General features: G+C 59.3%; 11 protein-coding genes. All 11 read left to right on the forward strand.

All coding sequences use genetic code 11. From position 1 onward, the window contains the following. Positions 1-3: 3 nt before the first annotated feature. The 11 genes from proB to GXX82_01320 all read left to right on the forward strand — a co-directional run bounded on the left by proB (position 4) and on the right by GXX82_01320 (position 14,262). Positions 4-1,119 (forward strand): glutamate 5-kinase, encoded by a 1,116-nt coding sequence (gene proB / locus GXX82_01270; GenBank protein NLT21656.1) that lies wholly within the window; start codon positions 4-6, stop codon positions 1,117-1,119. Next, positions 1,116-2,360, forward strand: a complete 1,245-nt coding sequence (locus GXX82_01275) for a glutamate-5-semialdehyde dehydrogenase (GenBank protein ID NLT21657.1) — start codon at positions 1,116-1,118, stop codon at positions 2,358-2,360. Before proB ends, GXX82_01275 begins: the two co-directional genes overlap by 4 nt. Positions 2,361-2,370: 10 nt before the next feature. Further along, positions 2,371-3,018 carry a nicotinate (nicotinamide) nucleotide adenylyltransferase gene (gene nadD / locus GXX82_01280; protein ID NLT21658.1) on the forward strand — a complete coding sequence of 216 codons (648 nt, stop codon included), beginning with the start codon at positions 2,371-2,373 and terminating at the stop codon, positions 3,016-3,018. Continuing rightward, on the forward strand, positions 3,005-3,379 hold the full coding sequence (gene rsfS / locus GXX82_01285) for a ribosome silencing factor (protein ID NLT21659.1): 375 nt from the start codon (positions 3,005-3,007) through the stop codon (positions 3,377-3,379). Before nadD ends, rsfS begins: the two co-directional genes overlap by 14 nt. Next, complete coding sequence (locus GXX82_01290; protein ID NLT21660.1) at positions 3,372-3,725, forward strand: TraR/DksA family transcriptional regulator; 354 nt, start codon at positions 3,372-3,374, stop codon at positions 3,723-3,725. Before rsfS ends, GXX82_01290 begins: the two co-directional genes overlap by 8 nt. Positions 3,726-3,728: 3 nt before the next feature. Further along, entirely contained in the window at positions 3,729-5,102 is a 1,374-nt protein-coding gene (locus GXX82_01295; GenBank protein ID NLT21661.1) for a tetratricopeptide repeat protein, read from the forward strand. Beyond that, complete coding sequence (locus GXX82_01300; protein NLT21662.1) at positions 5,099-6,295, forward strand: 2,3-bisphosphoglycerate-independent phosphoglycerate mutase; 1,197 nt, start codon at positions 5,099-5,101, stop codon at positions 6,293-6,295. Before GXX82_01295 ends, GXX82_01300 begins: the two co-directional genes overlap by 4 nt. After that, entirely contained in the window at positions 6,288-6,980 is a 693-nt protein-coding gene (locus tag GXX82_01305) for a ComF family protein (GenBank protein ID NLT21663.1), read from the forward strand. Before GXX82_01300 ends, GXX82_01305 begins: the two co-directional genes overlap by 8 nt. Beyond that, the gene (locus tag GXX82_01310; protein ID NLT21664.1) at positions 6,980-10,033 is read left to right on the forward strand and encodes a hypothetical protein; all 3,054 of its coding nucleotides are present in this window, start codon (positions 6,980-6,982) and stop codon (positions 10,031-10,033) included. The genes GXX82_01305 and GXX82_01310 overlap by 1 nt, the downstream gene beginning before the upstream one ends. Beyond that, a complete protein-coding gene (locus GXX82_01315) occupies positions 10,030-10,896 on the forward strand; it encodes a DUF2520 domain-containing protein (protein ID NLT21665.1) in 867 nt (288 codons plus the stop codon). Before GXX82_01310 ends, GXX82_01315 begins: the two co-directional genes overlap by 4 nt. 636 nt (positions 10,897-11,532) lie before the next feature. Beyond that, positions 11,533-14,262 (forward strand): molybdopterin-dependent oxidoreductase, encoded by a 2,730-nt coding sequence (locus GXX82_01320; protein ID NLT21666.1) that lies wholly within the window; start codon positions 11,533-11,535, stop codon positions 14,260-14,262. The last annotated feature ends 9 nt before the right edge of the window (positions 14,263-14,271 follow it).

The raw sequence follows: 14,271 nt of genomic DNA on the forward strand, positions 1-14,271 counted from the left end.
ACCATGAAGAAAAGCGGCGCGCACATGAACCGTCTCGTTATCAAGATAGGGACCTCCGTCCTGCTCGACGAAAAGAAGAGGATCTCCACCGGCAGGATCGGGGACATCGCCCGGCAGGTAAGGAAGGTCAAGGAGAAGGGCATCGACGTCATCATTGTCTCCTCGGGAGCGATCGGCTGCGGCATGGAGACCATCGGCCTCGTCCGAAAGCCGAAAGAGATCGCGAAGCGGCAAGCCCTGGCATCGATCGGCCAGGTGCTCCTCATGAAAATGTACCGCGAGAACTTCGAGAAGAAAGGCATGAAGGTGGGCCAGATACTGCTCACCCATGAAGACATAAAGAACAGGACGCGCTGTCTCAACCTGACGAATACGCTCGATACCCTCCTCAAGATGGACATCGTCCCCGTCATCAACGAGAACGACGCCCTCTCCTTCACGGAGATAAAGTTCGGCGACAATGACAACCTGTCGGCCCTTATCGCCCAGATCGCGACGGCGGACCTTCTTCTTATTCTCTCCGACGTGGAAGGGCTCTTCGACCGCGATCCCAACCGCTATTCCGACGCGAAGATGATCCCCGTTGTCCACAGGATCGACGAGGAGATAGAAGGGACGGCGGCACAGTCGGCGAGCGAGAAGAGCGTCGGCGGCATGGTGAGCAAGCTTGAGGCCGCGAAAAAGGCGGGGTTGTACGGGATACCCACGCGCGTCGTCCTCGGGGGCAGCAAGGACGTGATCCTGAGGGTTGTCGACGGGCGTGAGGTCGGTACCCTCTTCCTCCCCGGGCGGAAGCTTGCCCGCCGCAAGTGGTGGACCGCTTTCGCCTTCAAACCGAAGGGCGTCATAGTGATCGATGAAGGCGCCGAGCGTGCCGTGGTGGAGAACGGCAAGAGCCTTTTGCCGTCGGGCGTCGTCCGGACCGACGGCCATTTCACGAGCGGCGACTGTGTGGAGATGAAGAGCGTTTCGGGGACTGTCGTCGCCCGGGGCATCGCGAACTACTCCTCCTCCGAGATGGACAGGATAAAGGGCCTGAAAAGTCTTGATATAGAGAAGGAGCTTGGATATAAATACACGGAAGAAGTGGTCCACAGGGACAACATGGTGGTGATATGAGACCGGAAAGGCTTGCTCAGAAGGCGAAAGGCGCGTCCGATGTACTGGCACACGCGTCCACGGACGAGAAGAACGGCGTGCTTGAGCGCCTTGCCGACGCGCTCGGGAAGAACCAGGACTACCTGTACGAAGAGAACATGAAGGACGTCCGCGCCGCCGAGAAGGAAGGCATGGCGAAGAGCCTCATCGACCGTCTCCGCATCGACGACAAGCTGATAAGGGAGATGCAGGGGAGCTTGAGGGATGTGGCGGCCCTTCCGGACCCCGTCGGGGAGATCGTCAAGGTCTGGAAAAGGCCCAACAATCTTCTCGTGGGCAGGATGAGGATCCCCATCGGCGTCATCCTCATCATCTACGAGTCCCGCCCCAACGTGACCATAGAGGCCTTTTCCCTCTGCTTGAAGAGCGGCAACTGCGTCATCCTGAAAGGGGGGTCGGAGGCGTACCATTCCAACAGGGCCCTTTACCGGCTCATCGTGGAGACGCTGAAAGGATCGAAGATATCCCCGGATGCCGTCCAGTTCGTGGATACCGCGGACCGCGACTACATCTACACCCTTCTCGAAAGGGAGGAAGAGATAGACCTCGTCATACCGCGGGGAGGCGAGGCCCTTATCCGCAACATCGTGGAACGTTCCCGCATACCCGTTCTCAAGCACTACAAGGGTGTATGCCACGTATACATCGACGACGAGGCGGACCTCAAGATGGCCGTCGACGTCGTCGTCAACGCCAAGGTCCAGAAGCCGGCAACGTGCAACGCCCTCGAGACGCTCCTCGTCCATGAGAAGATCGCGAAGGCCTTCCTCCCGAAGGCACACAGGGAACTCGCCCGGCAGGGTGTGACGATGAGGGGTTGTCCGGGGACGGTGGCCATTCTCAAGGACATCGGCAGGGCGACGAAGGAAGACTGGTCAGCGGAATATCTCGACCTCACCCTGGCAATCAGGGTCGTCGCGGACATGAACGAGGCCATCGACCATATCAGAAAGTACGGGTCGAGCCACACGGAGGCGATCATAACGGCGAACTACGACAGGGCCTGGAGGTTCCTCCGCGAGGTCAATTCCTCGCTGGTGCTCGTCAACGCCTCGACGCGGCTCAACGACGGTTTCCAGCTCGGTCTCGGCGCGGAGATGGGGATCAGCACCACGAGGCTCCACGCCTTCGGGCCCATGGGCCTCGAGGAACTCACAGTGACGAAATTCATCGCCTTTGGTGATGGGCAATTGCGGACGTAGGGACGGTACAATGGCGACAGGCGTCTTCGGCGGAACCTTCAACCCGGTGCATATGGGGCATTTGCGCGTCGCCGAGGAGATCAGGGAGGATTTTCACCTGGACAGCGTCTATTTCATCCCCTCCCACGTCCCTCCCCACAAGGAAGCCGCGGGCGGGCTCCCCGGCGAGCGCCTGAGGATGCTGAGGGTTGCCGTCAGAGGCAATGCCTTTTTCAAGGTCTCCGACATGGAGATACGAAGGGGAGGGGTATCCTACACCATCGATACGCTGAAAAGACTGGAGAGGCGTTTCGATGATATCTATTTCATCATCGGTGTCGATGCCTTCCGGGAGATACACACGTGGTACCATTACGAAGAGCTCTTCTATCATGCCGGTTTTATCGTCATGACTAGGCCAGCCTCGCCCCCGTCCGGTATTCCGGAGATGCTGCCCGGGGCCGTGCGCGGGAAATTGACGGTTCTCGGAGATGGTGTGTACCGCCACGAATCGGGCAGGAAGATACACCTTTACCCGGTGACGAAGATGGACATCTCTTCGACGAAGATAAGAGATCTCCTCAGGGGCGAACGGTCCATCAGGTACCTCGTGCCGCCCGGTGTGGAGAAGATAATAATTGAAAGGGGGTTGTACAGGTTCTCAGATGAAAACCGATGACATGGTGGAGATATGCGGAAGACTGGCGGATGACAAAAAGGCCCTTGATGTTGTCATAATGGACTTAAGCGGTCTCACGGACATCGCCGATCACTTCGTCATCGCCGGAGGCACCAGCGAACGCCACGTGAGGACCGTCGCGGACGGGATACGGGAAGGCATGAAACAGCAAGGAGTGAGGCCGCTCGCAGTGGAAGGGTACGACGAGGGCCGCTGGGTCATCCTCGATTATCAGAGCGTCATCGTCCACATCTTTCTCGAACCGCTCAGGGAACTCTACGACCTGGAAAGCCTGTGGATCGAAGCAAAAAGACATAGGGTCAAGAACGAAAATAAGAACACAGAGGTGGGGAATGAATAAGGAAAAAGTTGAATTCTACCGCAAGAGACTTCTCAAAATGCGAGAGAACATACTCAACAAGGCGAAGAAGCTCAAAGAGGATTCATATAACCTCGGGACGGATGGGATCCAGGACATGGCCGACGCGGCGAGCAACACTTACAACGCGGACATCCTGATGAGCATCAGCGACAACGATCTCACCATCCTCAAGGACATCGACAACTCCCTCGACAAATTGAGCAAGGGGACCTATGGGATCTGCGAGGAATGCGAGGAGAAGATCAGCGAGAAAAGACTTGAAGCAAATCCCGTGGCACGGTATTGTATAACCTGTAAGCGACAAATGGAGGAGAAAGGTTTATAACGGATGCGGTATAAGATATTCTTTTTCGTTCTGGCGCTTTTTCTTGTCTTCTATTTCTACATAGCGCATCTGAACCCCGAGAATGTGAAGTTCTACTACGGAGGGGCGCGGCCCGTAGAACTGTCGCTGGCCGAGTTCATCATCGCGTCCTTCTGCCTTGGTGTCATCATATCCATCATCATCAGCTTCTTCTATGACGTGAAGACCACGATAACGTCCTGGATGGCGAAGCGCTCCGAGCGCAAGAGCGAGGAGTACCTCGGACTCCTGGAAAAGGCGCGACACTACGATCTCAAGGGGGACCGGGAGAAGGCCATCGAACAGCTTGACAGGCTCTCCCGCAGGAACCCCGGCCGCGAGGAAACATACATAGCCCTTGCCGACATCTACGTCTCCATGGAGGACTACGAGAAGGCGAGGGAGACCCTGGATCTTGCGGAGGCGGCCCTGGGGAAGACGGAGAACGTCCTTTTCAAGAAGGTCAAGGTGAACATGGTCTCCAGGGAATACACCAGCAACGAGGGCATACTGAAGGAGATCCTGCGGCTGAACGAATCGAGCCTCAAGGCAGCGCGGCTGCTTCGGGACCTCTACATATGGAAGAAGGACTGGGACGGCGCCTATGACGTGGAAGTAAAGATCAGGCGCCACGTCAAGACCGATGAAGAGACGAGGCGCCTGATAGGCATCCGCTACGAGAAGGTCTGCACCCTCTTCAACGAGCGGTTCTCCGCCAGCGCGGAGAAGATCATCGACGAGCTCAAGGAGATCATAAGCGAGGACAAGCGTTTCATACCCGCCTACATCCTCCTCGGCGAGGCATACAAGAAGACGGGCAGGCTCAACGAGGCCGGTCGGGTCTACGGAAGGGGTTATACAAAGACGGGCCATGTGGAATTCCTGCTGAAAATGGAAGATCTTTACATAGACAGGGGCGATCCGGAGGTCATCCTCAAGATCTACCGCAGGGTCCTTGACATCTCTCCCGAGGACCACCTCATCTCTTTTCTCTACGCGCGGCTTTGCCTGCGCCTCGAGATGATCGACGAGGCGATCGATACCCTCAACACCCTCGTGGCCGAGGGTGAAGATTTCAAGGGCCTTCACCGGGCGATGGCCGAGGCCTACATCCACCGGGGAGAGCTGGAGAACGCCGTCGAGGAATTCCGGGGCGCCTTTCCGATGGAGCAACAGGCGTACATACCTTTCGTCTGCACCAAGTGCCAGGCCATCAAGGAGGAGTGGAGCGACTTCTGCGAGAGCTGCTACAGCTGGAACACGATCAATGTGAAGAAGGAGGAATTCCTCCACGCCGATATGAACGAACTGCGCACGCTCTACGACGAGGCAGAATGGACCCGAGGTGAACCATCATGATGGACGAGCTTCTCTTATCGAACGATAACAAGATCATTTTTCTCATACTCGACGGCCTCGGGGATATCCCGAACCCCGGCTTCGATCTCAAGACGCCCCTTCAGGCCGCCTCGAAGCCGAACATGGACGGACTGGCCATGCAAAGGGGTGTGCTCGGCAGGATCACACCCGTCGGCACGGGCATCACTCCCGGCAGCGGTCCGGGACACCTCAGCCTCTTCGGATACGATCCCGTGGCCAACGAGATCGGCCGCGGCGTTCTCGAGGTCCTCGGTCTCAACATGGACCTCCGTGACGGGGACCTTGCCGCGCGCGCCAATTTCTGCACCATCAGGGAAGACGTGGTGACCGACCGCAGGGCGGGCAGGATCCCGACGGAGGAGACGGAAAGGCTCTGTGCCCTCATTGCCGCCTCGGTGAAAGAGGTCGAAGGTGTCGAGGTGATCATCAAACCGGGCAAGTCCCACCGGTTCGCCGTCATATTCAGGGGCAAGGGTTTGAGTGACAAACTTGCCGACGCCGACCCCCACAAGGACAACAAGCCCTTCGCGTATACTGCCGCGAAGCAGACGGGCGCGGAATTCGCCGCCAGCGTGGTCAACGGTTTCATCGACAGGGTCAGGGACCTGCTCAAGGCCGAGCCGGTGGCCAACGGGGCCCTGCTGCGCGGTTTCTCCCAGAAACCGGACATAACGCCCTTCGCGAACAAATACCGGATGAAGGCGCTCGCCATCGCGACGTACCCCATGTACCGGGGCATCGCGAAGGTCCTTGGCATGGATGTCAAGGAGGAACCCGGCAGTTACGAGGAGGCCGTCAATATCCTGAAGAAGAACTACAACGACTACCAGTTCTTCTTCTTCCACGTGAAGGAGACGGACCTTGCCGGCGAGGACGGCAATTTCAAGGAGAAAGTGAAGGCGATCGAGGATGTGGACAGATTCCTGCCCGGGATATCGGCCCTCGATCCCCAGGCTCTCGTCATCACGGGCGACCACTCGACCCCCTGCCCGCTGAAAGGACACAGCTGGCATCCCGTTCCCCTTCTCATCGTCACCAAAACGGGTGAGACGGACGGCCTTGCCTTTCACGAGAAGAACTGCATTGTCGGGAGCGCGGGAACCATATACAGCAAGGAACTCATGCCTCTGGCCCTTGCCCATGGAGGGCGGCTCGACAAGTACGGTGCTTAGCCTCTTCAACTGCGCGTTAGCCCTCTTCTATCCCGAATCCTGTGTCGTCTGCGGCGCGGATGGCAGCATCCTTTGTTCACGATGCATCGACGATCTGAGGACCGTCAAGGAGACCGAAGTGTGCCCTGTGTGCGGCAGATGGCTGGGAAGGCGCATTCCATGCGCGGCCTGCAGCGCGGCGGAGATGGGTTTCTCCCGGGGCATCTATGGTTTCTATTACGAGAGGGGTCTGCGGGATGCCGTTCATGCCTTCAAGTTCCGGGGCAGGAAGGATGTCGGCAGGCGGCTCGCCCGGCTCGCCGGGGAGAAGGTCCGCCCCTTGAGGGGCGCCTTCGACCGTATCGTGCCCGTACCCGTTTCGGGCAGGCGGCTCAGCGAGAGAGGCTTTAACCAGTCCTACATCATCTCCGAGGAAATATCGTCCATCACGGGTGGAACCCTCGATCACCGGACGCTCGTCAAGCGCGGCGGTACCCGGGACCAGTTCACCCTGTCGCGGAGGGAGCGCAGGAGGAACGTGAGGGGCGCCTTTCATGTGCGGGACGGGTCGTCCATCGAAGGGGAGCGCGTCCTGCTCGTCGACGATCTCTTCACGACGGGATACACGGCCTCGGAGGCCGCGCGGACCCTTAAGGCGGCAGGCTCGGCCGACGTCACTCTTTTCGCCCTCGCAAGGACACCGTGATGAAGAAGGTCGTTGCCGTACTCTCCCTGTGCGTTGTGGCCGTGGTCCTCGGGATCGTCGTCGTGACCCACAACCTGCCCGCGGTCCTGTCCCATGTCCTTGCTCGGTCAACGGGGATCGCCGTCAGGATCGAAAGAGCGGACATGTCTTTCAGCGACGGCACGGTGGGCCTGACCCTGGGGGACATGCAGTTCAAGGGGGCCATATCGGGCAAGGTCGGGACCCTTGCCGCCCGCATGTGGTTCTCGCGGGGAATATTCCTCGAGCGTCTGACGGTCAAGGACTTCGAAGTCGTCGTCGGCAAGGTCGAAATGGACCGCGGAAACCTCTCAACCGCCATCGGGCTCCTCGAGGTATCGAACGGTACCGTGAGCGTCGGGAACCGCAAACTGGTGATCGGATCCATAGTCGCCGAGAATATCAACACGAAGAAACCCCTGCGTTTCGTTGCGTCCATCACCGATCCCGACCATGCCGGCAAGGTCAGGGTGGTCGGGGACAGTATTGTCGACAGGGGAAAACACCGCGTCAAAGGCTCCGTCGAGGTCGACGCCTTCGGTCTCGAGAAGATAGACCCTATTCTGGGCGGGGTCGTGAACGGGAAAGGGGAGTTCGTCTTCTACGAGGGAGCCCTCACCCTGACGGGGAAATGCGATTCACCGAGGCTCACCATACGGGACACCTGGCTCAAGAAGCCCCTTGTCGTCAACAGGGTGACGGCGAAGTCCACGATCACGACGAAAGGACCCGATATTCACATAGCTGTGTACGACACGAAATACGGGGACGCCCCCTTCACCATCGACGTGAGTATGAAGAACATCCTTTTCTCCCGTCTCGATATCACCTCGGGCCTCATACCTATGAGCTCCGTGAGGGAATACCTTAAGATGGACGGGGTGGGGTATGACGTCTGGGCATATGTCAGGGACGGGTCCCTGAAGATCAGGAAGTTGACCTATGAGAAGAAGAAACCCCTTGTCGCCGAACTGGAACTGAAGGGTATCACGGGCGAATACGAGGGCAAGCGCCTCACCGATGTCTCCGGTGTCCTTGAGATGATGGATGACAAGGGGATCCTGTCGGACGGCAAAGGTTTCTTCAAAGCCAGTTCCTTCCACGACCTCAAGGGGACCATGGAGTTCGGGAAGAAGCCCCGTATGCAGTTGGCGGGAAAGTACGTCATCGATCTGCAGCACGTCGGTGAGTTTGTGGACATAAGGGATGTCGTGGTCCACAGGGGAACCGCGGAGGGCACGGTCGAGGTCGACAGCGGACGGGGGAAGGACCCGCTGAAACTGGGAGGGTTGGGCAGAATAAAAGGCGCCGAGCTCTCCTGGAGGGGGCAGTCCTTTGCGGTGGACGGCCCCTTCAAACTCGCCGGCCGGGAGATGACCTTCGACTCCGTGGTGGTGACGGGCAGGGAAACCCACGTGACCATGCAGGGTAAGTGGGGCCCCGAAGGCCTTGCCGCCTCCCTGAAAGGCCACATCGATCCCGGACTGCCCGGCAGGATGGCGGGAAGGACCGTCCGGGCATCGGGAAAGGCCCTCGTCGACGTCCATGTGACGGTGGCCGACGGGCAGATAGGAGCGAACGGGAACGTCAACATGGATGATGTGGTCTTCGCCGTCCCGGGTTTCATACGGAAGACGAAGGGAGTCCAGAGCAGGGCGGCGGTGAGATTCACGCGGAAGCGGACGGGCGAGATAGTTGTGGATGAGATCTCGGGCAACCTCGACACGATCAACCTCCGTGCCTCGGGAAGGATAAGCGACGAGGGCAGGATCGACAGCCGTGTAACCTTGCGCGCAAAGGACACGGGAAAGGCCGCATCGCTCTTCTCCCTCGGTGAGGACGTGAGGGGCGGCGAGGTCTCCCTCGACCTCACCGTCAACGATCTCCGTTTCCCCGTGACGAAGCTTCCCTGGGTCGTCGGGTCCGCATCGATGAGGAAGGGTTTCATGAAGGTGCCCGGGATCCCGAAGGTCCTTGCCAACATCGACCTCACGGCAGGTTTCCGCGGCCACGAGTTCGACGTCACCGTCAGTGGACTGAAAACGGGTGAGAGCGTTCTCAAGACGGCATCTCTGAAGGTCACGGGCTTCGAGCGGCCGAAGTTCGACCTGCTGGTGAGCATGGACAGGCTCAAGATGGCGGATTTCGGGGGCGGCAAGGAGTTCAAACTCGAGAGCATGGGCAAGGATGGTGTCCTCGCACGGTCGAGCGGAAACCTGTCTCTGAGGGCAAAGGAGGTCAGCTTCGGCAGCATTCCGGCCAGGGACCTCGAGGTAAAGGCCTTCATGACGGACCGGAAGATAAACGTGTCCGACATGAAGCTGCGTGTCTTCGACGGCGAGATGGACATGAAGGGCATGCTGGACCTTTCCGGGCGGGTCCCGTCCCTGTATACGAACGGGAGGATGACGCGGGTCAGGGCAGGGCTCTTCATGGCAGCGTTGGGGGGCACGTCGCAGGAGATATCCGGCGAGGCCTTCATCACGGGCACCCTCAAGACGGAGGGAAGGACGATGAAGGACTTCAAGGCCAATCTCGGCGGCGACACGGCCGTGTACAGCAGGGACGGGGTCATCAAGAGGTGGAAGCTTCTTTCCAAGATATTCGCCCTTCTCAACGTGTACGACCTTGTGCGCGGCAAGATCGATTTCGGCAAGGACGGTCTGGCCTATAACAAGACGGGTGCATCCTTCACCATCAATAAGGGGGTCTATCACACGAGCAACTTTCTCCTCGACAGTCCCTCCATGGTCATAACGGGAACGGGCGACATCGACATCAACAAGGAGACGATCACCGGGACGCTCGAGGTGTCGCCGCTTGTAGCGCTCGACAGGACGATCGACAAGATACCCGTCCTGAGGAGCATCCTCAAGAACAAGAACAAGGGATTCCTCTATGTCACATACAACATCTCAGGGTCATTTGACGATCCCGATATCAGCACGAACTACGTGGGAACGGTGGGCACTAAATCACTTGAGATCCTGAGGAACATACTCGTTTTTCCGAGAGAGGTCTTTGAGAAGAAATGAAGATCGGAATCATAGGAGCTGGAAAAGTAGGCATTTCCCTGGGTTATGTTCTCCGGGGCAACGGGGTTGACGTCTGTGCCATCGCCGACAGGCTTCCTTCGGCCCTGGAGACGGCCCGCGGTTTCCTGGGTGCCGACATGGTCTACACGGCGGACGTGATGGAGGTTGTGGGAAGCTGCAACGTCGTGGCCATTGCGACGCAGGACAGGGAGATAAGCAGCCTCGCGCGGGCCATATTCGAGGCGGCCGATGACGTGACGGGAAAGCTTTTCTTCCACACGAGCGGCGCCGATCCCTCGTCGATCCTCTCCCCTCTCGACCGAAAGGGGGCCCACCTGGGATCACTCCACCCGCTGCAGACCTTTCCCGACATCGAAAGCGCCATCGAGGTCCTTCCCGATACGAGCATATTCATCGAAGGTGACGAGAAGGCCCTTGCCGTGCTCCGGGTCATTGCCGGAAACCTCGGGGCCGCGGTCCACACCATCGCGGGAAAGGACAAGGTCCTCTACCACCTTGCCGCCGTCTTCGTCTGCAATCTCCTGTCGGCCCTCATGTACTCCGGGACGGGTGTCATGGACAGGATAGACGTCGGCCTCGATCCTTTCCTCCCCATCATACGGGCAACGATGAAGAACATCGAGACGCGGGGCCCCCTCGCGGCGCTGACAGGTCCCGTCGTGCGGGGAGACGACAAGACCGTCCGTTCCCACCTTGCCGCCATGGAAGACATGCCGCTCCACAGGGAGATCTACCTGGCGCTCTCGAAGATGGCCCTCGAGATGGTAAAGCAGAGGAAGACCCTCACCGAAACCGAAATCGAAACCCTCCGCCGCGCGCTTGAAGGCGGGGAAAAGACTTAAATACATTATCTCTCGCCCGCTTCGCTCAAGACCGCTTAAGGACGCAGAGAAAGACTGAAATGAGAGAAAAGACTGCCGCCGGATTTCGGAGCCTCCCAAAATCCGGCGGCCTTCTCATCCCGCCGTCCCGGCGGGAGAGAAAGAGAATATCCTTATTCTGAGCAAGCTGTCCCCCTCATCCCCCCTGTAGTCATAGGTCCTATAAGTCCTCTATGTCCCATAGGTCCTATAATCATCCTCCAACCCCCATAGTGCCTCAACCTGCAGATTCCCCTCCCCATCACTCCCACCTGAAGTCACAACTTTTCTTTTGCCTCCCGTCTCAGACGGGATGCAAAGCCGGCCGGATCTCGGGAGGCTCCGAGATCCGGCCGAATCTTTTCTCTGCGTCCTCTGCGGGCTCGAGAGAGGAGCGCAAGCGACGAACGGGCGAGAGGCAAGGTCTTTCGCCTTTGCATGGGACTATTTTCCCCTTCCGGAAGTAATAAAACAGGGAGAATCGCTGCGCCGGTGATGGGAGGGGTAAACAAATTCGTAAGAGTGTGTCATAATTGTTTTGAAAGCGTTGGATCATGTCGGGCGGATGCCCTGGGTAGAAAGATGATAGAAAGGATCACGTAAAAAGGAGGAGCCTCAATGATCAAGAAAACGATAAATGTCAACGGCGTCAATCGGACCATCATTGCCCCTGCCGATGAGACCCTGGCGAATGTGTTGCGGGAGCAGCTTGGGTTGACAGGGACAAAGATCGGCTGCGGGCAGGGTGAGTGTGGGGCGTGCAACGTGATCGTGGACGACAGGCTGGTGCGCTCCTGCATCACGAAGGTGGGGAAGGTTCCCGACGGGGCGCGGGTGACGACGATCGAAGGGGTAGGAACGCCGGACAGCCTGCATCCGTTGCAGCTGGCCTGGATCGCCCACGGCGGCGCGCAGTGCGGGTTCTGCACGCCGGGGTTCATCGTTTCGGCAAAGGCGCTCCTGGCACAGAATCCGAACCCATTCAGGGACGAGGTGCGTGAGTGGTTCAATACGCACCGGAATGCATGCCGGTGCACGGGGTACAAGCCGATCGTCGACGCGGTGATGGACGCTGCGAAGGTGATGCGGGGCGAAATGGACGCGTCGGAGCTCCTCTTCAGGATGCCCGCGGACGGCGAGATCTGGGGCAGCAAGTACCCGAGGCCGTCGGCTGTGGCCAAAGTGACGGGCACAATGGATTACGGCGACGACCTGGGTATCAAGATGCCCGCCGATACCCTTCACCTGGCGCTTGCCCAGGCAAAGGTGTCCCATGCGAACATCAAGAACATCGATATCTCGGAGGCCGAAAGGATGCCGGGGGTCTTCAAGGTGGTCACCCACAGGGATGTGAAGGGCAAGAACCGCATCACCGGCCTTATCACCTTTCCCACCAACGCCGGAGACGGATGGGACCGCCCTATCCTGTGTGACGACAAGGTGTACCAGTACGGCGACGCCATCGCGATCGTCTGCGCCGACACGCAGGCTCACGCGGACGCCGCGGCCGAAAAGGTCAGGGTCGACCTCGAGGAACTGCCGGGATACATGAGCGCGCCTGCCGCCATGGCGGAGGACGCCCTTGAGATCCACCCGGGGACGCCGAACATCTATTTCCGGATCCCCATCGTGAAGGGAGAAGAGACGGCGCCCATCATGGCCTCGGCGGCCCACGTTGTGGAAGGGGAGTATTACCTGCAGCGTCAGCCCCACATGACGATGGAGACAGACGTGGGTTTCGCGTATTACGACGACGAAGACCGGCTCACCATCCATTCCAAGAGCATCGGGATCCACCTCCATCACGCCATGATCGCCCCGGGGCTCGGAGTTGAACCGGAGAAACTGCGTCTTATTCAGAACCCCTCGGGAGGCACCTTCGGATACAAGTTCAGTCCCACCATGGAGGCCCTCCTCGGTGTGGCCTGCATGGCAACGAACCGACCCGTCTTCCTCCGTTACAATTACTATCAGCACCTCACCTACACGGGCAAGCGTTCCCCCTTCTGGATGAAGGTGAGATACGGGGCCGACAGGGAGGGAAAACTCCTTGCCATGGAAAGCGACTGGAGCGTCGACCACGGGCCCTATTCCGAGTTCGGGGACCTGGTGACCGTGCGCGGGGCCCAGTTCATCGGCGCCGGTTACGGGATCCCCAACATCAGGGGCGAGGGCAGAACGGTCTGCACCAATCACGCCTGGGGATCGGCCTTTCGGGCCTACGGTTCACCCCAGAGCTTTTTTGCCGGGGAGAGCCTGATGGACGAACTGGCGGCGAAGATGGGAGAGGACCCGCTGGAGCTCAGGGCGCGCAATGTCTACCGGTCGGGGGACACGACGCCGACGGGTCAGACGCCCGAGGTCTTCTGCTTTGCCGAGATGATCGATAAGCTGCGTCCCCTCTACCAGGAAGCAAAAAGGAAGGCGAAAGCGGACTCCACCGGGGACGTCAGGAAGGGTGTCGGCATCTCCCTTGGTATTTATGGTTGCGGCCTCGACGGGCCTGACAGCTCCGAGATCCGCGTGGAGTTGAACCCCGACAACAGCGTGACGGTCTTCAACGCCTGGGAAGACCACGGTCAGGGGGCCGACATGGGTGCCCTGGGCACGGCGCACAAGGCCTTGAGGCCCTTGGGGCTCACCCCGGAACGGATACACCTCGTCATGAACGACACGGCCCTTACGCCCAACGCCGGTCCCGCCGGGGGCAGCCGCTCCCAGGTGATGACGGGAAACGCCATCAAGAATGGCTGCGAAATGCTGGTGGCCGCCATGAGAAAACCTGACGGCACCTATCGCACCTACCAGGAGATGGCGGCCGAGAAGCTGGCCGTTTCCTATTCCGGCGTCTGGACGGCGTCCATGTGCACCGCCTGCTCGCTGGAGACCGCGCAGGGAGCACCTTTTCCCGTTTACATGTACGGCATGTTCATGGCCGAGGTCGCCGTCGATACGAATACGGGGAAGACCGCCGTGGAAGGGTTCACCGTCATGGCCGACGTGGGCAGTATCAACAACAAACTGGTCGTCGACGGCCAGATCTACGGAGGCATAGCACAGGGTATCGGTCTTGCCCTCACCGAGGACTTCGAAGACCTGAAGAAGCATACGACCCTTCACGCCTGCGGACTCCCGTATCCGAAGGATATCCCCGACAGGATCGATATCCATTATATCGAGACACCCCGTGAGAACGGGCCGTTCGGCGCCGCCGGGGTGGGCGAGCTTCCCCTGACGTCGTCCCACGTGGCTGTCATCAACGCCATATACGATGCCACGGGGGTGCGCATCAGGCATCTTCCGGCGCTGCCGGGAAAGGTCCTCGCGGGACTTAACGCCCTGAAATAGAAAGGGCTA

It is taken from the genome of Syntrophorhabdus sp. (genome assembly GCA_012719415.1).
Lineage (GTDB): Bacteria > Desulfobacterota > Syntrophorhabdia > Syntrophorhabdales > Syntrophorhabdaceae > Delta-02.

Bases quoted from the DNA above. Each gene is read 5' to 3' on its own strand.
- GXX82_01310 (NLT21664.1), top strand. From the start codon at position 6,980: ATGAAGAAGGTCGTTGCCGTACTCTCCCTGTGCGTTGTGGCCGTGGTC.
- GXX82_01295 (NLT21661.1), top strand. From the start codon at position 3,729: ATGCGGTATAAGATATTCTTTTTCGTTCTGGCGCTTTTTCTTGTCTTC.
- GXX82_01275 (NLT21657.1), top strand. From the start codon at position 1,116: ATGAGACCGGAAAGGCTTGCTCAGAAGGCGAAAGGCGCGTCCGATGTA.
- proB (NLT21656.1), top strand. From the start codon at position 4: ATGAAGAAAAGCGGCGCGCACATGAACCGTCTCGTTATCAAGATAGGG.
- rsfS (NLT21659.1), top strand. From the start codon at position 3,005: ATGAAAACCGATGACATGGTGGAGATATGCGGAAGACTGGCGGATGAC.
- GXX82_01315 (NLT21665.1), top strand. From the start codon at position 10,030: ATGAAGATCGGAATCATAGGAGCTGGAAAAGTAGGCATTTCCCTGGGT.
- nadD (NLT21658.1), top strand. From the start codon at position 2,371: ATGGCGACAGGCGTCTTCGGCGGAACCTTCAACCCGGTGCATATGGGG.
- GXX82_01300 (NLT21662.1), top strand. From the start codon at position 5,099: ATGATGGACGAGCTTCTCTTATCGAACGATAACAAGATCATTTTTCTC.
- GXX82_01290 (NLT21660.1), top strand. From the start codon at position 3,372: ATGAATAAGGAAAAAGTTGAATTCTACCGCAAGAGACTTCTCAAAATG.
- GXX82_01320 (NLT21666.1), top strand. From the start codon at position 11,533: ATGATCAAGAAAACGATAAATGTCAACGGCGTCAATCGGACCATCATT.